The organism is Novosphingobium sp. (assembly GCF_965228995.1).
Taxonomy (GTDB): domain Bacteria; phylum Pseudomonadota; class Alphaproteobacteria; order Sphingomonadales; family Sphingomonadaceae; genus Novosphingobium.
In genome coordinates, this window is record NZ_OZ245852.1 from 2105740 (window position 1) to 2130082 (window position 24343).

26 protein-coding genes are annotated in these 24343 nt (G+C 64.9%); 10 read left to right on the plus strand and 16 right to left on the minus strand.

What is annotated here, in order from left to right:
• Nucleotides 1-23: 23 nt before the first annotated feature.
• The 4 genes from ACO056_RS09905 to leuA form a co-directional block, all read right to left on the minus strand.
• Nucleotides 24-1082 carry an amidohydrolase family protein gene (locus ACO056_RS09905; RefSeq protein WP_421846251.1) on the minus strand — a complete coding sequence of 353 codons (1059 nt, stop codon included), beginning with the start codon at nt 1080-1082 and terminating at the stop codon, nt 24-26.
• Nucleotides 1083-1247: 165 nt separating this feature from the next.
• The gene (locus tag ACO056_RS09910) at nt 1248-1502 is read right to left on the minus strand and encodes a Txe/YoeB family addiction module toxin (RefSeq protein ID WP_421846252.1); all 255 of its coding nucleotides are present in this window, start codon (nt 1500-1502) and stop codon (nt 1248-1250) included.
• Entirely contained in the window at nt 1499-1753 is a 255-nt protein-coding gene (locus ACO056_RS09915; protein ID WP_421846253.1) for a type II toxin-antitoxin system Phd/YefM family antitoxin, read from the minus strand. The genes ACO056_RS09910 and ACO056_RS09915 overlap by 4 nt, the downstream gene beginning before the upstream one ends.
• Nucleotides 1754-1880: 127 nt before the next feature.
• Nucleotides 1881-3551 carry a 2-isopropylmalate synthase gene (gene leuA, locus ACO056_RS09920; RefSeq protein ID WP_421846254.1) on the minus strand — a complete coding sequence of 557 codons (1671 nt, stop codon included), beginning with the start codon at nt 3549-3551 and terminating at the stop codon, nt 1881-1883.
• Between the two features lie 196 nt (nt 3552-3747).
• Between leuA and ACO056_RS09925 the strand changes: the two genes are divergently transcribed.
• Nucleotides 3748-4887 carry an epoxide hydrolase family protein gene (locus tag ACO056_RS09925; RefSeq protein ID WP_421846255.1) on the plus strand — a complete coding sequence of 380 codons (1140 nt, stop codon included), beginning with the start codon at nt 3748-3750 and terminating at the stop codon, nt 4885-4887.
• Between the two features lie 3 nt (nt 4888-4890).
• Here the strand turns inward: ACO056_RS09925 and ACO056_RS09930 are convergent, their stop codons facing one another.
• The 7 genes from ACO056_RS09930 to miaA all read right to left on the minus strand — a co-directional run bounded on the left by ACO056_RS09930 (nt 4891) and on the right by miaA (nt 11081).
• Nucleotides 4891-5550, minus strand: coding sequence for a YceI family protein (locus ACO056_RS09930; protein WP_421846256.1), 660 nt, complete (start codon nt 5548-5550; stop codon nt 4891-4893).
• A 73-nt stretch (nt 5551-5623) separates the two neighbouring features.
• A complete protein-coding gene (locus ACO056_RS09935; RefSeq protein ID WP_421846257.1) occupies nt 5624-5923 on the minus strand; it encodes an I78 family peptidase inhibitor in 300 nt (99 codons plus the stop codon).
• A 132-nt stretch (nt 5924-6055) separates the two neighbouring features.
• Entirely contained in the window at nt 6056-7075 is a 1020-nt protein-coding gene (ilvC, locus tag ACO056_RS09940) for a ketol-acid reductoisomerase (RefSeq protein WP_421846258.1), read from the minus strand.
• A 13-nt stretch (nt 7076-7088) separates the two neighbouring features.
• Nucleotides 7089-7445: a lysozyme inhibitor LprI family protein gene (locus tag ACO056_RS09945; protein ID WP_421846259.1), complete on the minus strand. Its 357-nt coding sequence runs from the start codon at nt 7443-7445 to the stop codon at nt 7089-7091.
• A gap of 14 nt (nt 7446-7459) precedes the next feature.
• The gene (gene ilvN / locus ACO056_RS09950) at nt 7460-7981 is read right to left on the minus strand and encodes an acetolactate synthase small subunit (protein ID WP_421846260.1); all 522 of its coding nucleotides are present in this window, start codon (nt 7979-7981) and stop codon (nt 7460-7462) included.
• Nucleotides 7982-8098: 117 nt separating this feature from the next.
• Nucleotides 8099-9847, minus strand: a complete 1749-nt coding sequence (gene ilvB / locus ACO056_RS09955) for a biosynthetic-type acetolactate synthase large subunit (protein WP_421846261.1) — start codon at nt 9845-9847, stop codon at nt 8099-8101.
• A 274-nt stretch (nt 9848-10121) separates the two neighbouring features.
• Nucleotides 10122-11081, minus strand: a complete 960-nt coding sequence (gene miaA, locus ACO056_RS09960) for a tRNA (adenosine(37)-N6)-dimethylallyltransferase MiaA (protein ID WP_421846262.1) — start codon at nt 11079-11081, stop codon at nt 10122-10124.
• Here miaA and serB point away from each other — a divergent pair.
• Nucleotides 11074-11970: a phosphoserine phosphatase SerB gene (gene serB / locus ACO056_RS09965; protein ID WP_421846263.1), complete on the plus strand. Its 897-nt coding sequence runs from the start codon at nt 11074-11076 to the stop codon at nt 11968-11970. The two genes, miaA and serB, sit on opposite strands and share 8 nt — an antisense overlap.
• Before the next feature lie 58 nt (nt 11971-12028).
• Nucleotides 12029-12853: a Coq4 family protein gene (locus ACO056_RS09970; protein WP_421846264.1), complete on the plus strand. Its 825-nt coding sequence runs from the start codon at nt 12029-12031 to the stop codon at nt 12851-12853.
• A gap of 151 nt (nt 12854-13004) precedes the next feature.
• Here the strand turns inward: ACO056_RS09970 and purL are convergent, their stop codons facing one another.
• The 3 genes from purL to ACO056_RS09985 are packed head-to-tail and all read right to left on the minus strand — an operon-like array spanning nt 13005 to nt 16304.
• On the minus strand, nt 13005-15200 hold the full coding sequence (gene purL, locus ACO056_RS09975) for a phosphoribosylformylglycinamidine synthase subunit PurL (RefSeq protein WP_421846265.1): 2196 nt from the start codon (nt 15198-15200) through the stop codon (nt 13005-13007).
• Between the two features lie 39 nt (nt 15201-15239).
• Complete coding sequence (locus ACO056_RS09980; RefSeq protein ID WP_421846266.1) at nt 15240-15899, minus strand: hypothetical protein; 660 nt, start codon at nt 15897-15899, stop codon at nt 15240-15242.
• A gap of 6 nt (nt 15900-15905) precedes the next feature.
• Nucleotides 15906-16304, minus strand: coding sequence for a DUF2177 family protein (locus ACO056_RS09985; protein ID WP_421846267.1), 399 nt, complete (start codon nt 16302-16304; stop codon nt 15906-15908).
• A gap of 60 nt (nt 16305-16364) precedes the next feature.
• On the opposite strand from ACO056_RS09985, the gene ACO056_RS09990 reads away from it, so the two are divergent.
• The 5 genes from ACO056_RS09990 (at nt 16365) to queA (ending at nt 20005) form a co-directional block, all read left to right on the plus strand.
• A complete protein-coding gene (locus ACO056_RS09990) occupies nt 16365-16634 on the plus strand; it encodes an exodeoxyribonuclease VII small subunit (RefSeq protein ID WP_421846268.1) in 270 nt (89 codons plus the stop codon).
• Nucleotides 16631-17548: a polyprenyl synthetase family protein gene (locus ACO056_RS09995; RefSeq protein ID WP_421846269.1), complete on the plus strand. Its 918-nt coding sequence runs from the start codon at nt 16631-16633 to the stop codon at nt 17546-17548. The genes ACO056_RS09990 and ACO056_RS09995 overlap by 4 nt, the downstream gene beginning before the upstream one ends.
• A complete protein-coding gene (gene coaD, locus ACO056_RS10000) occupies nt 17549-18085 on the plus strand; it encodes a pantetheine-phosphate adenylyltransferase (protein WP_421846270.1) in 537 nt (178 codons plus the stop codon).
• Nucleotides 18086-18190: 105 nt separating this feature from the next.
• Nucleotides 18191-18913 carry a peptidylprolyl isomerase gene (locus tag ACO056_RS10005; RefSeq protein ID WP_421846271.1) on the plus strand — a complete coding sequence of 241 codons (723 nt, stop codon included), beginning with the start codon at nt 18191-18193 and terminating at the stop codon, nt 18911-18913.
• A gap of 63 nt (nt 18914-18976) precedes the next feature.
• Nucleotides 18977-20005: a tRNA preQ1(34) S-adenosylmethionine ribosyltransferase-isomerase QueA gene (gene queA / locus ACO056_RS10010; RefSeq protein ID WP_421846272.1), complete on the plus strand. Its 1029-nt coding sequence runs from the start codon at nt 18977-18979 to the stop codon at nt 20003-20005.
• Here queA and ACO056_RS10015 read toward each other — a convergent pair.
• Nucleotides 20002-20238 carry a YdcH family protein gene (locus ACO056_RS10015; protein WP_421846273.1) on the minus strand — a complete coding sequence of 79 codons (237 nt, stop codon included), beginning with the start codon at nt 20236-20238 and terminating at the stop codon, nt 20002-20004. The two genes, queA and ACO056_RS10015, sit on opposite strands and share 4 nt — an antisense overlap.
• Before the next feature lie 66 nt (nt 20239-20304).
• Nucleotides 20305-21075, minus strand: coding sequence for a TSUP family transporter (locus ACO056_RS10020; RefSeq protein WP_421846274.1), 771 nt, complete (start codon nt 21073-21075; stop codon nt 20305-20307).
• 73 nt (nt 21076-21148) lie between these two features.
• Here ACO056_RS10020 and tgt point away from each other — a divergent pair, with 73 nt between their 5' ends.
• Entirely contained in the window at nt 21149-22276 is a 1128-nt protein-coding gene (gene tgt / locus ACO056_RS10025) for a tRNA guanosine(34) transglycosylase Tgt (protein ID WP_421846275.1), read from the plus strand.
• An 89-nt stretch (nt 22277-22365) separates the two neighbouring features.
• The gene (locus ACO056_RS10030; protein ID WP_421846276.1) at nt 22366-24336 is read left to right on the plus strand and encodes an alpha/beta hydrolase family protein; all 1971 of its coding nucleotides are present in this window, start codon (nt 22366-22368) and stop codon (nt 24334-24336) included.
• Nucleotides 24337-24343: the final 7 nt, after the last annotated feature.

Genomic DNA, 24343 nt, shown 5'->3' on the forward strand with positions numbered 1-24343 from the left:
CCCTTAATGGCTAGGTGCAGACGCTATGCAGCGAGCAGATGCTTGATGCCGTAGGTCCGCGCTGCGTTGCCGGCGAAGAGCGCATGTTTCTCCTCCGCGGAAGCGCCGTGGGCGAGGCGCTTGAACGTGTTCCACAGCACCGGGTACGTCGCGCCCCAGCGGTCGACAGGGTAATTGCTTTCGAACATCCCGCGCTCCGGCCCGAAGGCGTCGATGCAGGTTTCGATATAGGGGCGCCACATCGCCGCGAGCGTTTCGGAGCCCACCCCGGCAGCGGGGCCCTGTTCTGGCATCGCGCAGAACGCCATGGCGAGCCCGCCCAGCTTCACCGAGACATTGGGGCATTCTGCCAGCTCGCGGATATGCCCTCGCCACACGTCGAAGCGTTCGTGGAGCTTGCCCTTGTAGCTCGCGGTGCCGAGCGGCGTGCCGCAGTGATCGAGCACGATCGGCTGATCCGGAAAGGCGCGGGCGAGGCTGATGACATCGGGGAGCTGCGGTTCAAGCAGCCAGGCATCGAACGTGAGGCCCATCTTGCCGAGATGCTTGAAGCCGGCGCGGAAGGCGTCGCTGTTGTAGAGCCCGGCGGGGGCGTGGAACGGGGGGCCGAGCACTTCCGGATCGGCATCCCACGCGGCGGCATGGCGAATGCCCTTGAAGCGGCCGTTTCCGGCAGCCACCAATGCTTCCAGAACGGGCGCCGCGCCGTCGCCCAGTGTCATGTCGGCATGGCCGATGATCGCGGCGCAAGGGCGGTAATTGCCATAAAGCCCGCTCGCGCCCTGCGCGGCGACGCCGTTGACGAACTCGACTTCGCCGACGGGTTTCATCGCAGCTTCGGCCCCGCTGCGGTAGAACGCGCCGCATTCCATGAACACGGTGCCGACTACATTATGCCCGCTGTGCGTATCGGCGTGGAGCGTATCGAAGTTGTAGTAGGCCGCCGGAACCAGCGTCTCGACAAAGGGATGCAGCGGCGTCGGGAACGAGGCGACCAGCGGGCGCAGATCCCACAGGTGATGGTGCGGGTCGATGATCGGCAGATCGGGTTCGATGATCTCTTCGATTTGGGCTTCTGGCATGGCTCTCTCTCGTGGTCGGCCTCTGGCGGGCACGCGAGGGGAGTATGCCGGATGGGGCGGGAAAGGGAAGGGGGCCGGGGCGGCCATGACTGGAACGAGTGGTCGAGGGTCGGCGGAACTCCTGCACGAACGCGGAGAATGCCGGATTGAGGCCCGTGAAATCCTTCAATAATGATAACGGCATTGCGCGATCAGCAGGCCGTCCTCAGTGGGCCTGTAGACCAGCCGGTGTTCCTGATTGATGCGGCGTGACCACCAGCCGGACAGGGCTCCGCGCAAAGGCTCGGGTTTGCCGGTGCCGTTGAAGGGGGTGCGCAGGCATTCCTTGATGAGGCCGTTGATGCGTTGGACCAGCTTTCGGTCTTGATCCTGCCAATAGCAGTAGTCTTCCCAGGCCTGCTCGCTGAAGATCAGCTTCATTCGGCGAGCGGGCGGTCCACCCCGTCACCGGAATCGAGCGCTTCAATCGAGGCGGCAAGCCGGACGGCGTTGGCGGGACTGCGCAGCAGGTAGCGCGTTTCCTCGAACGAGGCGTAGTCTTCTAGCGACATCAGGACGGCGGAGGGCTTGCCACGATCGCGCGTGATCATCACGGGTTCGTGATCGGCGCTTACTGCGTCGAGCATTGCGGCGAGGTTTTTCCTCAGATCACTGTACGAGGTGGAACGCATTTTGGTATTGTACGTGATTGCGTACTTATTGCAAGGTTTGCGTTTGGAGAGGCTTTGCCCCTCCGTCAGCCCTGCGGGCTGCCACCTCCCCATTTGTGCTTCGCAAAAATGGGGAGGACCTTGGGGGTCAGCCCGCCGCGTTCGCTGCACTCAGGATCGCGCGGACGCTCGCGGTGGCGACGTCCTCGTCGATGCCGACGCCCCAGATGACCTTGCCATCGGGGCCGGTGCATTCGACGTAGGCGGCGGCGCGGGCGTCGCTGCCTGCTTGCAGGGCATGTTCGGCGTAATCGCGCACGTCGATGCTAATGCCGAAGCCGTCCCTGAGGGTAGCGACGACCGAGGAGATCAGGCCGTTGCCGCGACCGGAGACCGAGCGGACTTCGCCGTCGACCGCGATCTTGCCGGCGAAGACGCGGGTGCCGTCTCCCGCGCGGGCTTCTTCGTAGTCGACGAGCGTGAAGCGCTGTTCGCCTTCGAGGTGGTAGGTCTTCTGGAACACGGCCCAGATATCGCCTGCGTGAAGTTCACGCCCCAGTTCGTCGGCAAGTTCCTGCACGTGGCGGGAGAAGTGGGCCTGCATCTTCTTGGGCAGCTTGAGGCCCTGATCCTGCTCGAGCACCCAGGCGAAGCCGCCCTTGCCGCTTTGCGAGTTGACGCGGATGACCGCTTCGTAGCTGCGGCCGAGATCGGCGGGATCGATGGGCAGATAGGGAACCGCCCAGAGTTCATCGTTCTGGGTTTCGCGCGCGGCAAAGCCCTTCTTGATCGCGTCCTGATGGCTGCCTGAGAAGGCAGTGAAGACGAGCTCGCCGCCATAGGGGTGGCGCGGGTGGACGGGGAGCTGGTTGCAGTACTCGACCGTCTGGATGACCTTGTCGATGTCCGAGAAATTGAGGCCGGGATCAACGCCTTGCGTGTACATGTTGAGCGCGACAGTGACGAGGCAGCAGTTGCCGGTGCGCTCGCCGTTGCCGAAGAGGCAGCCTTCGACGCGGTCCGCGCCGGCCATCAGGCCAAGCTCGGCAGCCGCGACGCCGGTGCCGCGATCGTTGTGGGTGTGGAGGCTGATCACTGCGCGGTCTCGCCCAGGCAGGTTGCGGCAGAAGTATTCGATCTGGTCGGCGTAGATATTGGCAGTCGCCGCCTCGACCGTCGCAGGGAGGTTGAGGATGATGGGCTTGTCGGTCGTTGGCTGGAGCACTTCCATCACCGCCTCGCAGCATTCGATGCTGAAATCGAGTTCGGCGGTGGAGAAGGTTTCGGGGCTATATTCGAAGTGCCAGTCCGTTTCCGGGAAGCGGGCGGCCTGATCGCGCAGGAAAGTTGCGCCGGCGCGGGCGATTTCCTTGATCTCGGCAGGTTCCATGCCGAACACGACCTTGCGCCACAGCGGCGAGACCGCGTTGTAGACGTGGACGATGGCCTGTTTGGCGCCGGCGAGGCTTTCGAACGAGGTCTTGATCAGGTCTTCGCGCGACTGGGTGAGGATCTGGACGAAAACATCGTCCGGCACTTTGCCGGAATCGACGAGGCCGCGAATGAAATCATATTCGGTGGCGCCCGCGCTGGGGAAGCCGACTTCGATTTCCTTGAGGCCGAGGCTGACAAGCAGATCGAAGAAGCGGGCCTTCTTGTCTGCGTCCATCGGATCGATCAGCGACTGGTTGCCATCGCGCATGTCGGTCGAGAGCCAGCGCGGAGCCTGAGTGATCGTGCGGCTGGGCCACTGGCGATTTTCCAGCGGAACTTGCGGGAAGGGGCGGTACTTGACCGAGGGATTCTTGAGCATCGACATGGGACTGCTTTCGGATCTGGAAATGACGACTTTATGGCGGGAGACCCTTGGGCGCTAAAGGCGCGCCCGGTGGCCGCCTCTCTTCACGCCCAAGGGCGGATAAGTCGCAGGGTAAGGTCCAGAGCGGCGATCATGCTTTTAGCCTATGGTGAAGGACGCCGCGCTTGTCCACAGTGAATGCAAAGGAGAGTGGGTGATGTCTGAAGCTGTGGAGCCGTTTGCCTATCATGTGCCGCAAGCGGCACTGGATGATCTCAATGTGCGGATCGACATGGCCCGCTGGCCCGAACGCGAAGCGGTGGAGGATTGGACGCAAGGGGTGCCGCTGGCGGCGCTCAAGGAGTTCGTGGCCTATTGGCGGCACGAGTATGACTGGCGCAGCTGCGAGAACTGGCTGAACGGGCAGGGTCTCTACACCACGGATATTGACGGGGTGGCGATCCGGTTTCTGCATGTGCGCTCGCGCCATGAAGGCGCCTCGCCGCTGATCATGACGCATGGCTGGCCGGGCTCGATCCTTGAATTCCGGGGGGTGATCGATGCGCTGACCGATCCGGAAGCGCATGGGGGGACGGCGGCGGATGCTTTCCATCTGGTGATCCCGTGCCTGCCGGGGTTTGGCCTTTCGGGGAAACCGGAGCGGCATGGCTGGGGCGTTGAAAAGATCGCAGGGGCCTGGGGCGTGCTGATGGCGCGGCTGGGCTATGCGCGGTGGTTTGCGCAAGGCGGCGATTGGGGCGCGATTGTGACCTCGCAGATCGGGATGCAGGCGGTGGAGGGCTGTGCGGGCATCCACCTCAACATGCCCATCGCGCGGCCGCTGCCGGAAGATCTGGCGAACCCTTCGCCGGCGGAGCTCAAGGCGCTGGGCGCGCTGAAGTATTATCAGGACTGGGATTCGGGCTATTCCAAGGAGCAATCCACGCGGCCGCAGACGATCGGCTATTCGCTGGTCGATTCGCCCGTGGGGCTGGCAGGCTGGATCTACGAGAAGATGTGGGCCTGGACCGACCATGATGGCATGCCCGAAAGCGCGCTCAGCCGGGATGCGATGCTGGATAACATCATGCTTTATTGGCTGCCGGCGGCCGGTGCGAGCTCCGCGCGGCTCTACTGGGAGAGCTTCGGCAGCGCGGGCGGCGGGGATATCGCGATGCCGGTGGCGGTGAGCGCGTTTCCCAAGGAAGTGCTGCCGACGCCTCGCAAATGGATGGAGCGGCACTGCGCCAACATCGTCCACTGGGGCGAAATGGCGAAGGGCGGGCACTTTGCCGCGTGGGAGCAGCCCGGGAGCTTCGTGGGCGAACTGCGGACGGCGTTTGCCCTGATGCGGTAAGGCCTACTTCTTCTCGAAGGCGGCCGAGATGGTGAGGTGCACTTCGTCGCCCACGATGGGGAGCAGGAACATGATGCCGTAGTCGGACCGCTTGATGGTGGTTTCGGCCATGAAACCGACAGTCCGCGCGCCGGCGTTGAAGGGATTGATGCCCGCGCCGCTCAGATGGGCCTTGAGCGTGACCGGGCGGGTCACGCCATTGAGGGTGAGGTTGCCGTTGACCTCGGCGCTCAGGCCATCCGCGCCGGGGACGACGCTGGTCGAGACAAAGGTCGCGTCGGCCGGAGCGGCGCCAAAGAAGTGCGGCTTGCCGCCGTCCGCCCCGGGCGCGAGCAGGGAGGCGGTCAGCGCCGGGTTGGGCGTGACCAGCTTGGCGACGGGAATGACCGCGCTGACTTTGGCTGCGGCGAGATTGGCGGGGTCGAGGGTGAGGGTGCCGGTGACATCGCCGATGAGGCCCTGGCTCTCATTGAAGCCGAGGTGATTGACGCGCCAGGCGACGTAGGAATGTCCGGGATCGGATGAGTACGTCCCCGCAGTGACGCGGGCCGCATCGAGCGTGCCGGGCAGGTTTGCCGGGGCCTCTGCGCCGATCTGCGCGGCAGGGCCTGCCAGCATGAGCGTCAGGGTTAGCAGCACGGCAGGGCGGAACAGGCGGCGCATGGACGGTCCTTCGGCGGGGGCGACTTGCCGTGGCGCTGCCACAGCAGAGCGACCGCTGGCAACCCCGCTGCGATCAGCCGCAGCGCATGACGGCTATGCGGCCGTTTTCGTCGACGATCACGTTGAGCCGCTGCGGGTTCTGATCGAGCGTGATGGGCTGGCCCGGGCCGATCCAGCGCACCGGATGGGGGCGCGCGACCTGCCGGACGGCATTGCGCACTTCCGCCATATCCCGCGCGCCGACAAATCGGGCGGTCAGCGCGAGGCTGCAGGTATCAGGAGCCGTGGGCGCGGGCTGCGCGCGCAGTGGCAAGGCGGGTGCGGCGCACAGCAGCAGGCTAGCAAGCGCCGCCGCACCAAACCGGAATGTCATGATTGTGTATTCCCCGATACTTCGAAAATGGGGGTATCGGGTGCGAGGTAAATCGACAACCGCCGGTCAGCGCTTCACATATGTCGTTCGTCGAAGGGCGGGCCCGGTGAGGCCCGCCCTTCGCACGTCAGATCAGTTCTTGGCCTTGTCGACCAGCTTGTTGGCACCGATCCACGGCATCATCGCGCGCAGCTGGGCACCGGTCTTCTCGATCGGGTGAGCCGCAGCGGCCTTGCGGGCGGCCTTGAGTTCGGGCTGGCCGGCGCGGTTGTCGAGCACGAAGGACTTGACGAAGCGGCCCGACTGGATGTCGGCCAGAACGCGCTTCATTTCGGCCTTGGTCTCATCCGTGATGATGCGCGGACCCGTCGTGATGTCGCCGTATTCGGCGGTGTTCGAGATCGAGTAGCGCATGTTGGCGATGCCGCCTTCATAGAGCAGGTCGACGATCAGCTTGGTTTCGTGCAGGCACTCGAAATAGGCCATTTCGGGAGCGTAACCGGCTTCGACCAGCGTCTCGAACCCGGCCTGGATCAGGTGGGTGATGCCGCCGCACAGCACGGCCTGTTCGCCGAACAGATCGGTCTCGCACTCTTCCTTGAAGTTCGTCTCGATGATGCCCGAACGGCCGCCGCCGACGCCCGAAGCGTAGGCGAGGCCGACGTCATGTGCGTTGCCGGTCGCATCCTGATGAACGGCGATGAGGCACGGAACGCCGCCGCCGCGGACGTATTCCGAGCGGACGGTGTGGCCCGGGCCCTTGGGCGCGATCATGATCACGTCGATATCGGCGCGCGGTTCGATCAGGCCGAAGTGGACGTTGAGGCCGTGGGCGAAGGCAAGCGCCGCGCCGGGCTTCATGTTGGCGTGGAGGTCTTCAGCATAGATCGCGGCCTGATGCTCGTCGGGCGCGAGGACCATGAGGATATCGGCCCAGGCAGCGGCTTCGGCGTTCGAGAGGACCTTGAAACCGGCGCCTTCCGCCTTCTTTGCGGTGGCCGAGCCGGCGCGCAAAGCGATGGCGACGTCCTTGACGCCGCTGTCACGCAGGTTCTGGGCGTGGGCGTGGCCCTGCGAGCCATAGCCGAGGACAGCGATCTTCTTGTCCTTGATGAGGTTCAGATCGCAATCGGCGTCGTAATAGACTTTCATTTCAGAGGGATCCTTACGGGTTGATCTGGTCTTGGTGGTTGAGTTGGTAACGGCTCTCGAGGTCTTTTGCCCGATCGTTAATGATGTTCGCCACACACATCGGGCCATCCACGATCTGGGCGTCACGACCGAGGTCGGGGTTCTGATACTCCTGACAGGCTTTCTCGCGAAACGCGATCCACGCCCGCTGCTCGACCAAAAGGGTTTGGCCAGTTTGTGTTTTCGAACCGCCGACATCCTTCAGCGGCTTCCGCCAAGCTGCCGTCATTCGCTGATCCGCCTTTATGACCTCCACCGCGCTGCACTGGCCAATTTCATAATTGGTCTGCGGGGTCTCGACACAGACCGGCACAGGTACCGCAGCAAGCATGAATAGCGCCGAAATCACGCCGCTTGCGCGCCGCGGATCATGCCGACGATGCCGGTGCGGCCTACCTCGACAAGGCCGAGCTCCTTCATCAGGCTGACGAAGCTGTCGATCTTTTCGGGCGCGCCGGTCAGTTCGAAGACGAAGCTGGCGGTGGTGGTATCGACGACCTTGGCGCGGAACACATCGGCCAGGCGCAGCGCCTCGACACGGTTCTCGCCCTTGCCTGCAACCTTGATCAGCGCGAGCTCGCGCTCGACGTAAGGGCCGACTTCGGTGAGATCGACGACCTTGTGCACGGGCACGAGGCGTTCAAGCTGGGCGCGGATCTGGTCGATCACTTCGGGCGGGCCGTGGGTGACGATGGTGATGCGGCTGACATCGTGGCCATCGGTGATGTCGGCCACCGTCAGGCTGTCGATATTGTAGCCGCGCGCGGTGAACAGGCCCGCGATCTTGGCGAGAATGCCCGCCTCGTTATCGACGGTGATGGTGAGGACGTGGCGCTCTGCGGCGGTGATTGCGGTTTCAGCGTTCATTGGGATCAATCCAAGTCCCGTTCGTGTCGAGAGAAGTCGAGACACCGGGCACCGCGTATGGTGTCTCGACTTCGCTCGACACGAACGGGAGGGGGGAGAAATGGAGCATTGGAAAGGTCAAACCAGCGCCTTGGCGGCGTCGTCCATCGTGCCGGAGACGGTGTCGCCGTAGAGGATCATGTCGGTGTGCGCCGCCCCGCTAGGGATCATCGGGTAGCAGTTCACTTCCTTGGCCACGAGGCAATCGACGAAGACCGGGCCGGGATGGTCGATCATCGCCTGAATGCCGGCATCAAGCTCGCTCTCGTTCTCGATGCGGATGCCCTTCCAGCCGTAAGCCTCTGCCAGCTTCACGAAATCCGGGAGGCTGTCCGAGTACGAATTCGAATAGCGGCTCTCGTAGGTCAGTTCCTGCCACTGGCGGACCATGCCCATCCATTCGTTGTTGAGCACGAAGACCTTGACCGGCAGGCGGTACTGCGTGGCGGTGCCGAGTTCCTGAATGTTCATCTGGATCGAGGCATCGCCCGCGATGTCGATCACCAGCGCATCGGGGAAACCGACTTGCGCGCCGATCGCGGCGGGCAGGCCGTAGCCCATCGTGCCGAGGCCGCCCGAGGTGAGCCACTTGTTGGGGCCGGAGAAGTGGAAGTACTGCGCCGCCCACATCTGGTGCTGGCCGACTTCGGTCGTGATGATCGGATCATGCCCCCGGGTGAGAGCATGGAGCCGCTCGACCGCATATTGCGGCATGATCGCCTCGCTGCGGTGCGGGTAGGCGAGGGACTTGCGGGCGCGCCAGCCATCGATGCGGGCGAACCATTCGGTGAGGTCTGCCGCTTCATGGTGGGCCTGGTGCCACGCGCCGAGGAGCTGCTTGATGACCTTCGCGCAATCGCCGACGAGCGGCAGATCGGCGCGCACGGTCTTGTTGATCGAGGCGCGGTCGATATCGATGTGGATGCGCTTGGAGTTCGGCGAGAAGGCATCGAGCCGGCCCGTCACGCGGTCATCGAAACGGGCGCCGATGGCGACGATCAGATCGGCGCGGTTCATCGCCATGTTGGCTTCATAGGTGCCATGCATGCCGAGCATGCCGAGCCACGCCGGATGCTCGGCCGGGAAGGCGCCGAGGCCCATCAACGTGGAAGTGACCGGCGCGCCGGTGAGCGCCTGCAGCTCGCGCAGGAGGGCGGCCGCTTCGGGCCCGGAATTGATCACGCCGCCGCCGGTGTAGAAGATCGGAGCCTGCGCGGCGGCGATCATCTGCACGGCCTGCGCAATATCCTCGCGCGGGGCTTCGACCTGCGGATTGTAGCGCATGCGTTCGCGCAGCGGCTTGCCGGTCCATGGCGCGAGGGCGATCTGGACGTCCTTGGGGATATCGATCACAACCGGGCCGGGGCGGCCTTCAGTGGCGATGCGGAAGGCTTCGGTGACGATCTCGCCAAGCTGGTTGGGATCCTTCACCAGATAGTTGTGCTTGGTGCAGTGGCGCGTGATGCCGACGGTATCGCATTCCTGGAACGCGTCCGAACCGATGAGCGCGGTGGGCACCTGCCCGGTGATGACGACGAGCGGGATCGAATCCATGAACGCATCGGCAATGCCGGTAACCGCGTTGGTCGCGCCCGGGCCCGAGGTGACGAGTACGACGCCGGGCTTGCCGGTGGCGCGGGCATAGCCTTCGGCAGCATGGGCCGCGCCGGCTTCGTGGCGCACGAGAATGTGGCGGATCCGCTCGTCGCCGAAAAGGGCGTCGTAAATCGGCAGCACTGCACCGCCGGGATAGCCGAATACGCATTCGGTTCCCTGTGCGACAAGGCTTTCGACCAGGATCTCCGCGCCGCTGCGCTCGTTCTTCACGTGTCGTTCCTTTCCGGCCCCGTGTTTCCCCAATGGGTTTCCCGGGGTGCCGCTGCGATGGCGCGCGTTAGCCGCGCTGCCCAATTCCTTCAAACCAAAAGGGCCTGCTGAAACCCGAATTCAGCCTGATTGTGGGCCGATTCTCACGAACCCTGCAAAAAATGCGGCCCGGAGCAGAGGCAGACTGCACCGGGCCAGGCAAGCCGCAGGACGGGACTGGAATCCTTGCCTGCGGTAGGACTGCGGTAGGCGACACAAAATGCCGTGTCAACCGCTAATCGTGTAATAATGCTTCAATCAGGCTGTCTGGCGGGGAATTATCCAACGTGACTCGTGGCCAGTCGGCAGGCGGCTGGTGGCGCAGCCAGGTGTATTGCCGCTTGGCATAACGGCGCGTGGCCTGGCTTCCCGCCGCGATTGCGTCCGCCTCGCTTATCCTTCCAGCAAGGAAATCAGCGACTTCCGCAACGCCGATGGCGCGCATCACAGGGAGCGCAGGGTCGAAGCCGCGGGCAAGGAGCGCCTCCACTTCGGCAACGGCGCCCGCACGCCACATGGCGGCAAAGCGCCGGTCGCAGCGTTCATAGAGCCACGCGCGGTCAGGCATGAGGATGAGCGGGCGCAGCGCGACCTTGTCACCGATGCCGCCGCTGCGTTCGGCCTGCCATGCTTCGAGTGGAAGGCCGGTCGAGCGCACCACTTCGAGCGCGCGGGCGATGCGCGCGCCGTCTGCGGGGGCGAGCACGGCGGCGCGGGCCGGATCTTCGGCCGTCAGCGCGGCGTAGGCTTCGGCCACCGGCATGGCGCGGACTTCTGCGCGCACATCGGCCTCGATGGCGGGCACCGGCGCGATGCCATCGAGCAGGGTGCGGATATAGAGCCCGGTGCCGCCGACGAGGATGGGGAGCGCGCCTGCTGCATGCGCGGCGGCGATTTCGGTGCGGGCGGCGGCGGCCCAATCGGCGGCGGAGCAGGCGTCTGCCCCGTCCCACGCGCCGAACAGGCGGTGGGGCACGCCCTGCATTTCGGCCTCGGCGGGGCGGGCGCTGAGGACAGCGAGATCGGCATAGACTTGCGCGCTATCGGCGTTGATGACGACAGCCTTCCCCCCGGCCGCTTCGTGCGCAAGCGCGGTGCGCACGGCGAGATCGCTCTTGCCGCTCGCCGTCGGCCCTGCAATGAGCGCGAGCGGCGGCAGATTGGCCGCGCCGGAAGGGGAATGATCGGTGCTCATCGCACGGCTGATAGCAGAGCCCGAGACGCTTGGTGACAATCTTGCGCTCGCCATGGAACAGATCGAGGGCGAAGGCTGGGAAGTAGCCGGCGCTGGCATGCTGTCTGACGTAGACGACGTGCTCGAAATGGAACTGATCGAGGAGGCCAAGGCGCCGGACGTGGGCGCGGTGCGGCGCATTCTGGATCAGTGCTTCCCGCAGAGCGATCTGCTGCTTTCGGCGCATCCCATCGAGGTTCCGCGCCTGTTCGTCTCGGACATGGATTCGACCATGATCGGGCAGGAATGCATTGATGAACTGGCCGATTTTGCGGGAGTCAAGGAGCGCATCGCGGCGATCACCGAGCGGGCGATGCGCGGCGAGCTCGACTTCGGGGCTGCCTTGCGGGAACGCGTGGGGCTGCTGAAGGATCTTTCCGAAAGCGCGATTGCCGAGTGCCTGGAGCAGCGCATCCGCCCGATGGACGGCGCGCGCACGCTGGTCGCAACGCTGAAGGCGCAGGGCGCACGGACGGTGCTGGTGACGGGGGGCTTCCACGCCTTTGCCGATCCGGTGGCGGAGCAACTGGGCTTCGACCATGTCGTGGCGAACCGGCTGGGCGTGCATGGCGGCGTGCTGACGGGCGAGGTGGTTGGCGGGATCGTCGACAGTTCGGTCAAGCGCAAGGTGCTGGTCGAGGAGGCGGAGCGACTGGGCGAGGGGAGCGGTTCGCTTGCGACCGGGGACGGCGCGAACGACATTCCGATGCTCGAAGCGGCGACCCACGGAATCGCCTACCGCGCCAAGCCCAAGGCGCGCGCGGCGGCGGACGGGTGGATCGAGCGCGGGGATCTGACCGCGATTCTCTCGCTTTATGGGATCGCGCGCGAGAACTGGGTGGCGGGTTGACGCGATATTAACACTGGTGTTAGTACGGCAGCAGAACCTGATTCTGCGGAGACACCGTGTGAACGCTCTTGCTGCCCGTTTCGAAGCCGACACGTCTCGCGATTTCCTCCAGCTGCCGCTGTTCGATGAACGCCGCCCGCAGCTCAAGCTGCGCCCGGCCAAGGCGCTGCATCATTTCCGTGAGCTCCTGAAGGACAAGGAGAATACCGAGGAGGTGTTCTACATCTTCGAGGCGCTGCCCTGGCGCGATCTGCGCAAATCGGGCGAGCGGTTCCTGACTTCGGAACGCGGCCTCGATCTGCGCGTGCGTGAGCCCAATCTGCCGACGATCCTCGATGACCATTCCGCGCTGCGCAAGACGCCCGAGGGTTCGCTCGCGCATGCCTATTGCGACTTCATGGAGCGCGAGGGACTGACGGCGCAGGGCCTTGTCGAGGAATTCCAGCGCTTCGCCAAGGACAAGCCCAAGTACAACGACCAGTTCCAGTGGTACATGAACCGCATGCGCGATGTGCATGATATGCTTCATGTTTTGACCGGCTATGGCCGCGATGCGCTGGGTGAGGCCTGCGTGCTCGCGTTCACTTACAGCCAGCAGCCCGCGCTGGCGCACCTGTTCATCGGCTACATGGCCGGGCTCAATATCGGCAAGCAGGTCAAGAGCAGCGCCCCGGTGCTGCGCGCGATCCGCGAAGCGCAAGGGCTGGGCAAGGCCTGCCCGCGCGTGGCCGAGCTTTCGATCACCGAACTGCTGCCGATGCAGCTGGCAGACGTGCGCGCCAAGCTGAACATCGCGCCGACCATGCACTACCGCGCGGCGCATGCAGTGTGGCAGTCGATGGGGGTCGATCCTTACGATCTGCTGGGCAAGCAGGCGGCCTGATTTAGCACCCCTCCGTCAGAGCTTCGGGCTGCCACCTCCCCATTTGCCCCTTCGACAAGCTCAGGGGAAAATGGGGAGGAATTAGGTCCTCCCTGTTTTGGCGAAGCCCAAACGGGGAGGTGGCCTGCCGCAGGCAGGTCGGAGGGGTTCTTTACCCTTCCATCCAGTCGCGGAAGAAGGCTTCATTGGCTTCGCGCATGTCGCAAGCAGCCAATTTGATGCCACCATCGCGGCACTCTTCGATGCCGTTTCCGCCGACCGATCCAATCGCTATGGCACCGGGAATTTCGACGCCTTTGCGCGTTGTGACAATGTATCTGCCCTGATCTTCGCCAAACGCTTCCTCGGCGCTTTCGATGGGAGCGATGAACGCGCCGCTACCACCAGCCATTGCCATTTCGGCGAGCGCAACAAGCAAACCGCCGTCCGAAATGTCATGCACGGCAGTCGCAACACCATCTGCGATGAGCTGGCGGACGAGTTCGCCATTGCGGCGTTCCTTGGTGAGATCGACCGGCGGCGGGCTGCCGTCCTCGCGGCCATGAATTTCGCGCAGCCAAAGCGACTGGCCCAGGTGGGTGCCCTTGCCGCCAATAAGCCAGATTGTGTCGGTTTCCTGCTTGAACGCGATCGTCGCCATCTTGGCATGGTCTTCCATCAGCCCGACGCCGCCAATCGCAGGCGTAGGCAGGATGGCCGAACCGCCGCCGGTCGCCTTGCTCTCGTTGTAGAGCGAGACGTTGCCGCTCACGATAGGATAATCCAGCGCGCGGCAGGCCTCGCCCATGCCGCGCAGGGCTTCGACGATCTGGGCCATGATTTCAGGGCGCTGGGGGTTGGCGAAGTTGAGGCAGTTGGTGATCGCCAAAGGCTTGGCACCGACAGCCGAGATATTGCGATAGGTTTCCGCCACCGCCTGCTTGCCGCCTTCATAAGGGTCGGCATAGCAATAGCGCGGGGTGCAATCGGTGCTCATCGCGAGTGCCTTGTGCGTGCCGTGGATGCGCACCACCGCCGCATCGCCGCCGGATTTCTGCAGCGTGTCCGCGCCGACTTGCGAATCGTATTGCTCATAGATCCAGCGGCGGCTGGCGAGATCGGGGCAGGCCATCAGCTTGAGCAAGTCCGCGCCGATATCGGTGCTTTCGGGCACTTCGCCCAGCGGCTGCACCTTTGCCCATGCCTTGTATTCGGCAAGGCTCATCGCGGGCCGGTCATAGAGCGGGGCGTCTTCGGCCAGCGGCCCGAGCGGGATGTTGCACACGGTCTCGCCTCGGAAGTTGAGCACCATGTTGCCGGTGTCGGTGACTTCGCCGATCACCGCGAAATCGAGCTCCCACTTCTTGAAGATCGCTTCCGCCATGGCTTCCTTGCCGGGCTTCAGCACCATGAGCATGCGCTCCTGGCTTTCCGAGAGCATCATCTCGTAAGGCGTCATGCCCTCTTCGCGGCAGGGCACTTTGTCCATGTCGAGCACGATCCCGGCCTTGCCGTTGGTCGCCATTTCGACCGACGAGGAGGTGAGGCCTGCCGCGCCCATGTCCTGGATCGCGACGATGGCGTCGGTCGCCATGAGTTCGAGGCAGGCCTCGATCAGCAGCTTTTCGGTGAAGGGATCGCCGACCTGCACGGTGGGGCGCTTGGCTTCCGAATCCTCGCCGAAATCGGCGCTGGCCATCGTCGCGCCGTGGATGCCGTCGCGCCCCGTCTTCGAGCCGACATAGACGATCGGATTGCCGATGCCGGTGGCGGCGGAATAGAAGATCTTGTCCTGATCGGCGACGCCCACGGTCATCGCGTTGACGAGGATGTTGCCGTCATATGCGGGGTGAAAATTGGTCTCGCCGCCGACGGTCGGCACGCCGACGCAATTGCCGTAGCCGCCGATGCCCGCAACGACGCCCTGCACCAAGTGCTTCATCTTGGGGTGATCGGGGCGCCCGAAGCGCAGCGCGTTCAGGTTGGCGACGGGGCGCGCACCCATGGTGAATACGTCGCGCAGGATGCCGCCCACGCCCGTTGCCGCGCCCTGATAGGGTTCGATGTAGGACGGGTGGTTGTGGCTCTCCATCTTGAAGATGGCCGCCAGCTTGGTGCCATCCGGCCCGTCGCCGATATCGATCACGCCCGCGTTCTCGCCCGGGCCGCAGATCACCCAGGGCGCCTCGGTTGGGAGTTTCTTGAGGTGGATGCGGCTCGACTTGTAGGAGCAGTGTTCCGACCACATGACCGAAAAGATGCCGAGCTCGACAAGGTTCGGCTCGCGCCCGAGTGCGTGGAGCACGCGGGCATATTCTTCCTCGGACAGCCCATGGGCGGCGACGGTTTCAGCAGTGATCTCGGCCATGGGAGGGCCCTTAGCCCCGTCGCGCGGGCAAGGCGAGTCTCAAGAGGGGCGGTTTTGCCGGGTTGCTTGCACGAGGAGCGCGAGGACCGCCAGGACGGTAAAGGCGAAAAGGGCGAGGAGCGGCTGCGAAGCGCTGACCTCGGTGGAGCGCGGGCCGTGCCAGTCGGTCATCTGGAGCAACCCCATGATACCTGCGAACAAGGCGAGCACGAGGGCTGCGCGCGGGCCGGCTGCACGGGTGCGCCTCGCGTAGAAAGCGAGCGCGCCGAAAGCGAGCACGACTTCGAGCGCATGTTCGGCAAATGGATGATTCCACAGGCCGAGGCCGAGCTTGGGCGGGGAGCCGGCCAGCGTCAGGTCCGGCGCGTGGACGATATAATCCGCCAGCCAGTGCGAGAGGACGCAGGCGAAGGCAATCGCGGCCGCGGCGCGGCTGCGGGTCATGGCAAGGACCAGCAGGCCGAACAGCGCGCCCAGCACTGCGGCGCCGAGCAGGCTGTGGCTGTAGCGCATGTCGTAGAGATCGAGCCAGTTGCTCGCAGTGAAACCCGGCACCATGCGGTAGTGCTCGATGCCCAGCAGCGCGAAGCTGAAGAACGCGTAATCAAGCAGCTGGACGGCGACGACCAGAACGGCAAGTGGCGGAGCCTTGCGCGATGTCGCGGCAATGAAGGCGGGGGCGTAGTGACCGATGAACATGGGGTGTTATCCGGCGAATGCGCGGGCAGCATAGGTGGCGGCGACCGCAGCGGTCATCGTCGCAAAGGCGCCCCAGCACACGTCGATCATGGTCACATACGTCGGCCAGCGGGCGAGCGTGGCCTGATTGGTGAAATCGTAGGTCGCGTAGCACAGCGCGCCGAGCAGCGCCCCGTTAAGCGCCGCCGCACCGAGACCTGCGGTGATGCCCGGACGGATCGCGAACCAGACCATGCCGGCGAGATAGGCGAGGTAGAAAATGCCCGCCGGGGCAAGCCGGAAGGTGGGCGCCAGCAGGTCTCCCAGTGCCGGGCGATAGAGGTTTGGCCCGGCCCAACCGAGCCACACGGCATCGAGGCCGCCGAACACCACGGCTGCCACGACATAAGCGATCACCAATTGCATGCGCATACTCCCCGCCTCGAAGCTTGACCGGCTGCGGCTCGCCCGTCAATGCTGGCAGCGATGGCACACGATAACGACATCGGCTCGCTGAGTTTCGAGGAAGCCCTGAAAGCGCTGGAGGATATTGTCCGCCGGCTGGAAAGCGGAGAGGCGCCGCTCGACGAATCGATTGATCTCTATGCGCGGGGCGATGCACTTCGCGCGCATTGCCAGAAGCGGCTCGATGCGGCGCAGGCGCGGATCGAGGCGATCGTGACGGATGGACCTGCTGGCGGTCCGGGGCGCGCAACGGGAACGCGGCCCTTCGATGATGGAGCGGGCGGGGCATGACCGCAATGGAACGTACCGGTCCCTGGCGGGACCTGCTGCTGCCTGCGCTGAAGCGCATTGGCGAGGATATCGACAGCAGCTTCGATGCGCTGTTGCCGCTGGCGAACGACCCGCGCGACAGGTTGATCGAGGCGATGCGCTATGCGGCCATCGGTGGTGGCAAGCGGCTGCGCCCGCTGCTGGTTTCGGCAACGGCCAGCCTGTTCGGCGCGGACCGGGCCATGGCGATCCGCGTGGGCACCGCGCTTGAGGCGATCCACGTCTATTCGCTGATCCACGATGATCTGCCCTGCATGGATGACGATGCCCTGCGGCATGGCAAGCCGACCTTGCACGTGGCCTTTGACGAGGCGACGGCCGTGCTGGCGGGCGATGCGCTGCACGATTTCGCGTTCGAGGTGCTTTCGGATCCCAACCTTTCGGGCGATCCTTTCGTGCGGATCGAACTGGTGCGCACACTCGCGCTGGCGAGCGGGATGAACGGCATGGCCGGCGGGCAGATGATGGACATGGCGGCCGAAACCGCCTCGTTCGATCTGCCTACGGTAACGCGCCTGCAGCAGCTCAAGACCGGCGCTTTGCTAAGCGCGGCGGTGGAAATGGGCGCGATCATCGGGCGCATTCCGGCCGAAGGGCGCTCGCACTTGCGTGGTTATGCGCGCGATATCGGCCTCGCGTTCCAGATCGCCGACGATCTCCTCGATGCCGAGGGTGATGAGCAGGCGGCGGGCAAGGCGCTGCGCAAGGACGAGAACGCGGGCAAGGAAACCTTCCTCTCGCTGCTCGGACCCGAACGGGCGCGCGAGCAGGCGCAGATGCTGGTCGATCAGGCAGTGCAGTTCCTCGCCTCCTACGGCGAGGAAGCGGACCTTCTGCGCGCGCTGGCGTGGTTCATTGTCGAAAGGGATCGGTAAATGGGAGAGGCGGGGGCCAAGGGGAGTGGAGCGCGGATCGGGGTATACCCCGGCACGTTCGACCCGATCACACTCGGGCATCTCGATATTATCCGCCGGGGGGCGAAGCTGGTCGACAAGCTGATCATCGGCGTGACGACCAATCCGTCCAAGAACCCGATGTTCACGCCCGAAGAACGCATGGCCATGGTTAGCCGCGAAGTGGCGGCGCAGGGGATCGAGAATGTCTCGGTGATGGGCTTCAATGCCCTCCTGATGAAGTTCGCGGAGAAGCAAGGCGCCAGCGTGATCGTGCGCGGCCTGCGCGCCGTGGCGGACTTCGAATACGAATACCAGATGGCCGGGATGAACCAGCAGCTCAACGACGGCATCGAGACGGTGTTCCTGATGGCCGACGTCAGCCTGCAGCCGATCGCTTCCAAGCTGGTGAAGGAAATCGCGATGTTCGGCGGTGACATTCATCGCTTCGTGACTCAGCAGGTGCGCGATGAAGTGGTGGAGCGGGTGGAACGCCAGGGCCGGCTTGGCGATTACTGAGCGCCGCGCTGCATCACGATTTGTTCATTGCGGCGTCATCGCCGGGGGGCTATCCGCCGCCAATCGGCAGATCTGATCGGCCAACGTGATTAGGAATTTGGTTTGATGGCATCGCGTTCGTTCAACAGGATCACGCTCGCCCTCGCGCTGGGCGCGGCGCTGTTCGCTCCGGTCTCGCCGGCACTGGCGCAGCGTCCGCCCGAGAAGGAACAGGTGAAGCCGATCAAGGTCGATCCGATCAAGCACGTCCAGACGATCACTTACGCCGTCGATGCCGACGTCTCGCATGATCCGGACAATGTGCTGTTGCTCGATCTTTCGAACGGCGGGCGCGTGGCGATCCGGCTGATGCCGGAATGGGCGCCGCACCATGTCGAGCGGATCAAGACGCTGACCAAGGAAGGCTTCTACAACGGGGTCATCTTCCACCGCGTGATCGATGGCTTCATGGCGCAGACGGGCGATCCCACCGGCACCGGGCAGGGCGGCTCCAAGCTGCCGGACCTCAAGGCCGAGTTCAACGATATCCCGCACTTGCGCGGCACAGTCTCGATGGCGCGGACCGATCAGCCGGATACGGCCAACAGCCAGTTCTTCATCGTGTTCTATCCGCGCTTCGCGCTCGATCACAAATATACCAATTTCGGCCGGGTGATCGCGGGCATGGACATCGTCGATGCGATCGTGCGAGGCGAGCCGCCGAAGAACCCGACCAAGATCGTGCAGGCAAGCCTTGCTTCGGAAAACAAGGCCCCCCCGCCGCCGCCCGCGCCTGCTGCGCCAGCGGCGTTCACTGCGGATATGTTGAGCAATTCGAAGTCCAACTGAGGTTTGAGGCGGCGCTCGCGCTGAGCTTGTCGAAGCACCTGCACCGCGCTAGCGGCAACTCCCATGCGAGTAGACCTGTTTGATTTCGAGCTTCCGCCAGAGTGCATCGCGCTGCGCCCGGCCAGCCCGCGCGATTCGGCAAAGCACCTTGGCGTAGGGCCGCAAGGGCCGTTCATCGATGCGGTTGTGCGCGATCTGCCCCGGCTGCTGCGCGCGGGGGACGTGCTGGTGTTCAACGATACGCGGGTGATTCCGGCGCAGCTGGACGGCGAGGTCGGCCAGGCGCGGATCGGCGCGACCTTGCACAAGCGGATGGACTTGCGCCGCTGGCAGGCTTTCGTGCGCAACGGGCGCCGGCTCAAGCCGGGGAGTGTGATCACCTTCGGCGCGGGCGTGACGGCCACGGCCGAGGAGCGGCATGCCGACGGCAGCTGGACGCTGGCTTTCGGCGGTGAGGAGCCGGTCGAAGTGCTGCTCGAACGCGCGGGCACGATGCCGCTGCCGCCCTATATCGCGGGCAAGCGCGCGGTCGATGAACGCGACCGTGAGGATTACCAGACGATGTTCGCGGCAGAAGACGGCGCGGTTGCGGCGCCGACCGCCGCGCTGCACTTCACGCCCGAACTGATGGCGGCGCTTGCCGAGGCAGGCATCGGCCACGAGACGCTGACGCTTCACGTAGGGGCAGGCACGTTCCTGCCGGTCAAGGCCGACGATACCGACGACCATGCGATGCACGCCGAATGGGGCCGGATCGAACCTGAAACGGCAGCTCGGCTCAATGCCGTCCGTGCCGCCGGCGGTCGGATCATCGCGGTGGGCACAACCAGCCTGCGCCTTCTGGAGAGTGCGGCGGATGAGGGGCGCGTGATCCATCCCTTTGCGGGCGACACCAGCATCTTCATCACGCCGGGCTACCGTTTTCGGGCAATCGACGGGCTGATGACGAACTTCCACCTGCCCAAATCGACGCTGATGATGCTGGTCAGCGCGCTCATGGGAATCGAGCGAATGCAGGCGGCCTATGCCTATGCCATTGCGAACGACTACCGCTTCTATAGCTATGGCGATTCGAGCCTGTTGATACCCTAGTCGGCCACCATTTCGGCCACCGCATCGAGCACGGTCAGGCGCTGTTTCTTGAGGTCTTCGAGGTGCTCGTCCGAAGTAGGCTCGATCCCGGTTTCGGCGCGATGGATCGCCTTGTCGAGCTGGTAGTAGGTATCGCTCAGGTTCCGGAAATGCGCATCGCTCAGCTTGAGTTCGTGGAGCCGGGCTGTCGCTTCGGGGAAGGCGGCGGCGAGATCGTGGGCGGAATGGCTCATGGCAAGTCTCCTCGTTGGGTGTGGGATGAGCCTAGCAGCCAAGGAGGGCAAGCGATTTGCGGTCTATCAATTGGCGAACCAACTCCACACCAGCTTGCCGGTCAGCGCGAGGCTGGCGGTGACGAGCAGCGGGCGGATCAGCCGCGCGCCGTAGCGGGTGGCAAGGCGGGTGCCGATCATCGCGCCCACCATCGATCCAGCGCCCATGCACAGGCCCAGCAGCCAGATGACTTGCCCGCCGAGCGCAAATATCACGAGGCTGGCGATGTTGCTCGAAAGGTTGAGCAGCTTGGTCAGGCCCGTCGCGCGGGTAAGGCCGAGGCCGCGCAGGGCGACCAGTGTGGCGGCAAAGAACTGGCCGGTGCCGGGGCCGAAGAACCCGTCGTAGAAGCCGATCCCGCCCGCGACGGGGAGATAGGCCCGCTCCGAGATGCGGGGCTTGCCCGGCGCATCGTCCATGCGGGGTGACAGCAGGGTGTAAAGCGCTGCGCCCATCAGCAGCAGGGGGACAACGAGGCGCAGCACGTGCGCATCGAAATGCTGGATGACCAGCGCGCCCGCCCCCGCGCCGAGGAACGCGGCGATGGCGGTGGGCAGGTTGGGGCGCAGCGCGAAGAGCCCGGCGCGGTGATAGCGCGTGGTGGCGACCGTCGCGCCCATCGCCGATTGGAGCTTGTTGGTGCCGAGCATGAGGTGCGGCGGCAGCCCGGCGTAGATCAGCGCAGGCAGCGTCAGCAGCCCGCCGCCGCCCGCGATGGCATCGATGCAGCCGGTGAGGACGGCAAGCCCGGTCAGCGCGGGATAGAGCCAGGGGGCGAGGGCAAACGCTTCGTGCATTTGCGCGCCATGGCGTTTGTGCGTAAGGCGCACAACCCTTGGCCCTTTGGCTTCCCCCACCCCGGACTTCCAGATGACCCGCTTTTCCTTCACCGTCCATGCCACCGATGGCCGCGCGCGCACCGGCGCGATTGCGATGCAGCGCGGCACGATCCGCACGCCCGCATTCATGCCGGTGGGAACGGCGGGCACGGTCAAGGCCATGAAGGTGGAAGATGTCGCGGCGACGGGCGCGGACATCATCCTCGGCAACACATACCACCTGATGCTGCGGCCGGGCGCGGAGCGGATGGCGCGGCTGGGCGGGCTCCACAATTTCATGCGCTGGGACAAACCGATCCTGACCGACAGCGGCGGCTATCAGGTGATGAGCCTTTCCGACCTGCGCAAGATCACCGAGGAAGGCGTGACTTTTGCGAGCCATATCGACGGTTCGCGGCATAACCTGACACCAGAGCGCAGCATGGAAATCCAGCGGCTGCTGGGTAGCGACATCGTGATGGCCTTCGACGAGTGCCCCAAGATCGACCAGCCCCGCGACGTGATCGCGAAGTCCATGGAAATGTCGATGCGCTGGGCGAGGCGCAGCCGCGACGGCTTCGATGCAGGCGGCGAGCATGCAGAGCGCGCGGCGCTGTTCGGCATCCAGCAGGGCGGTCTGGACGAGGAGCTGCGCGCGGCAAGCGCGGGGGCGCTCACCGAGATCGGCTTTGACGGCTATGCCATCGGCGGGCTGGCCGTGGGCGAGGGGCAGGAGGCGATGTTCGCCACGCTGGACTTTGCGCCGGGCCAGCTGCCCGCAGATCGCCCGCGCTACCTGATGGGCGTGGGCAAGCCCGACGACCTCGTCGGCGCAGTGGAGCGCGGGGTCGACATGTTCGATTGCGTACTGCCGACGCGTTCGGGCCGCAACGGGCAGGGCTTCACCTGGGACGGGCCGCTGAACATGCGCAACGCGAAGCACGCCGAGGATATGGGGCCGCTCGATCCGGAGTGCACGTGCCCGGTGTGCGCCAAGTATAGCCGGGCCTACCTGCACCACCTCCACAAGGCGGGCGAGATGCTGGGCGCGATGCTGCTGACCGAGCACAACCTCTCGTTCTACCAGCAACTGATGGCCGCGATGCGCGGCGCGATTGCCGAGGCGCGGTTTGCGAGCTTTGCGGCCGCGTTCCGGGCGCGGTATCTCGCGAAGCGGTAACTGCCAAATCCGTCCCATGGGCACTTGATCGAACGCCCGGTCACGGCAAGAATACTCCTGTTTCGGCAAGGGGATAAGGCGTGCGGATCGTGGCGGCATTGACAGGAGCGGCGCTGGCATTGGCCGCGGGGGCTGTGCGGGCCGAGGATGGAGCGGCGATGGCAGCGCGCTTCGGCGCGTTGGAGGATGTGCGTCAGATCAGCCTTTCGCCTTCGGGCAATCAGGTCGCTTTTCTCAAACCCAATGCCGGGTCCGGAGTGACGGTAATCGTCGCCGATTTTGCCACCGGCCAAACGCGCGCGGTGCTGAATGCCGCCAATCCCGGGGAAGAGTTGCGCTGGTGCCGCTGGGCCAGCGAGACCCGGCTGATGTGCCAACTCTATGTTGCCGTTAATCGGGGCGACGTGCTGCTCGGTGCGACGCGCTATGTTATCGTGCGCAACGACGGGACGGGCCAAGGCTACGTGTCGAGCGGGCTTTCGCGCCAGTCGCAAAGCGGATTGCAGGACGGCGGCAGTGTGCTCGACTGGGATATCGCGGGCAAGCCGGGCCACGTCCTGATGACCCGGACCTTCGTGCCTTCCAGCATGGTGGGCAGCAATATCGAGCGGCGACGCGAGGGGCTCGGCGTGGAGGATGTCGATCTCGAAAGCGGCAAGCGCGAACTGGTCGAGGCACCCCACAATGGCGCGGTGCGCTATATCACCGATGGGCGGGGCCATGTGCGCTTGATGGCTCTGCGCGGGCAGAGCGACGAGGGCTATATCAAGGATGAGGTGCGCTGGTTCTACCGCGCCAGGGACGATGATAAGTGGCTGCCATTCATCACTGCGAAGGGTGAGGACAGCGATACGCCGCTGGCGGTCGATCCAGACAAGAACCTGGCCTATGTGCTCGGCGCCAAGGATGGCTTTCACGTGCTCTATGGTGTGGCGCTCGATGGGACAGGCACCCGGCAGGTCGTACTGGAGCAGCCGGGTATCGACATCGATGACGTTACCAGCATCGGGCGCAATGGCCGCGTGGTGGGCGCAACCTATGCGACCGAGAAGCGTGTGAACGTGTTCTTCGATCCCGAGCTCAGGAAGCTCGGCGCGGCGCTCGGCAAGGCGCTGCCGGGGCAGCCGCTGGTGGAATTCGTCGATTCAAGCGAAGATGAGGGGCGGTTGCTCCTGCTCGCCTCGAGCGATTCAGATCCGGGGTTGTTCTATCGCTACGACAAGACGACGCATCAGCTCGAAAAGGTGCTACCGATTCGCCAGCCGCTGGCGCAGCTAGCGCTCGGCAAGATGATCCCGGTGACCTATCCGGCCGGCGACGGCAGCATGGTACCGGCCTATCTCACGCTACCGCCCGGCATCGCAGGGCCTGCCGCGGCCAAGGGGCTTCCAGCCATCGTCATGCCCCACGGCGGCCCCGGCGCGCGTGATGAATGGGGTTTCGACTGGTTGGTGCAGTATTTCGCGGTGCGCGGCTATGCGGTGCTGCAGCCCAATTATCGCGGCTCCACAGGGTATGGTTCGGGCTGGTACCAGAAGAACGGCTTCAAATCCTGGCGGCTTGCGATCAGCGATATTGCCGCGGCAGGCCACTGGCTCACTGCGCAGGGGATTGCTGATCCCGCGAAGCTCGCCATCGTCGGCTGGTCCTATGGCGGCTATGCAGCACTGCAATCTGGGGTGACCAATCCCGGCCTGTTCAAGGCGATTGTGGCGGTGGCACCGGTCACCGATCTCGACAGGCTGCGCGAGGAATTCCGTGATTTCGCCAATTTCCGGCTCGCCGATGCCTTTATCGGTCACGGAGACCATATCGAGGACGGTTCCCCGGCGCGCCATGCCGCCGCGATCACCGTGCCGGTGCTGATGTTCCACGGCGAGCGCGACATGAACGTCGGCATCGCGGAATCCCGCCTCATGGCCGATCGGCTCAAGGATGCCGGCAAGCAGGTGACGCTGGTGACGTTTCCCGGCCTCGACCACCAGCTCGCCTCCGCAGCAGCGCGGACGCGTCTGCTGGCGGATAGCGACGCGTTTCTGAGGAAGGCCATGGGGATGTAGTCCGGGC

Coding starts and splice junctions, on each gene's coding strand:
- ACO056_RS09905 (WP_421846251.1), bottom strand. CDS start 1,082: ATGCCAGAAGCCCAAATCGAAGAGATCATCGAACCCGATCTGCCGATC.
- ACO056_RS09910 (WP_421846252.1), bottom strand. CDS start 1,502: ATGAAGCTGATCTTCAGCGAGCAGGCCTGGGAAGACTACTGCTATTGG.
- ACO056_RS09915 (WP_421846253.1), bottom strand. CDS start 1,753: ATGCGTTCCACCTCGTACAGTGATCTGAGGAAAAACCTCGCCGCAATG.
- leuA (WP_421846254.1), bottom strand. CDS start 3,551: ATGTCGATGCTCAAGAATCCCTCGGTCAAGTACCGCCCCTTCCCGCAA.
- ACO056_RS09925 (WP_421846255.1), top strand. CDS start 3,748: ATGTCTGAAGCTGTGGAGCCGTTTGCCTATCATGTGCCGCAAGCGGCA.
- ACO056_RS09930 (WP_421846256.1), bottom strand. CDS start 5,550: ATGCGCCGCCTGTTCCGCCCTGCCGTGCTGCTAACCCTGACGCTCATG.
- ACO056_RS09935 (WP_421846257.1), bottom strand. CDS start 5,923: ATGACATTCCGGTTTGGTGCGGCGGCGCTTGCTAGCCTGCTGCTGTGC.
- ilvC (WP_421846258.1), bottom strand. CDS start 7,075: ATGAAAGTCTATTACGACGCCGATTGCGATCTGAACCTCATCAAGGAC.
- ACO056_RS09945 (WP_421846259.1), bottom strand. CDS start 7,445: ATGCTTGCTGCGGTACCTGTGCCGGTCTGTGTCGAGACCCCGCAGACC.
- ilvN (WP_421846260.1), bottom strand. CDS start 7,981: ATGAACGCTGAAACCGCAATCACCGCCGCAGAGCGCCACGTCCTCACC.
- miaA (WP_421846262.1), bottom strand. CDS start 11,081: ATGAGCACCGATCATTCCCCTTCCGGCGCGGCCAATCTGCCGCCGCTC.
- purL (WP_421846265.1), bottom strand. CDS start 15,200: ATGGCCGAGATCACTGCTGAAACCGTCGCCGCCCATGGGCTGTCCGAG.
- ACO056_RS09980 (WP_421846266.1), bottom strand. CDS start 15,899: ATGTTCATCGGTCACTACGCCCCCGCCTTCATTGCCGCGACATCGCGC.
- ACO056_RS09985 (WP_421846267.1), bottom strand. CDS start 16,304: ATGCAATTGGTGATCGCTTATGTCGTGGCAGCCGTGGTGTTCGGCGGC.
- ACO056_RS09990 (WP_421846268.1), top strand. CDS start 16,365: ATGGCACACGATAACGACATCGGCTCGCTGAGTTTCGAGGAAGCCCTG.
- ACO056_RS09995 (WP_421846269.1), top strand. CDS start 16,631: ATGACCGCAATGGAACGTACCGGTCCCTGGCGGGACCTGCTGCTGCCT.
- coaD (WP_421846270.1), top strand. CDS start 17,549: ATGGGAGAGGCGGGGGCCAAGGGGAGTGGAGCGCGGATCGGGGTATAC.
- ACO056_RS10005 (WP_421846271.1), top strand. CDS start 18,191: ATGGCATCGCGTTCGTTCAACAGGATCACGCTCGCCCTCGCGCTGGGC.
- queA (WP_421846272.1), top strand. CDS start 18,977: ATGCGAGTAGACCTGTTTGATTTCGAGCTTCCGCCAGAGTGCATCGCG.
- ACO056_RS10015 (WP_421846273.1), bottom strand. CDS start 20,238: ATGAGCCATTCCGCCCACGATCTCGCCGCCGCCTTCCCCGAAGCGACA.
- ACO056_RS10020 (WP_421846274.1), bottom strand. CDS start 21,075: ATGCACGAAGCGTTTGCCCTCGCCCCCTGGCTCTATCCCGCGCTGACC.
- tgt (WP_421846275.1), top strand. CDS start 21,149: ATGACCCGCTTTTCCTTCACCGTCCATGCCACCGATGGCCGCGCGCGC.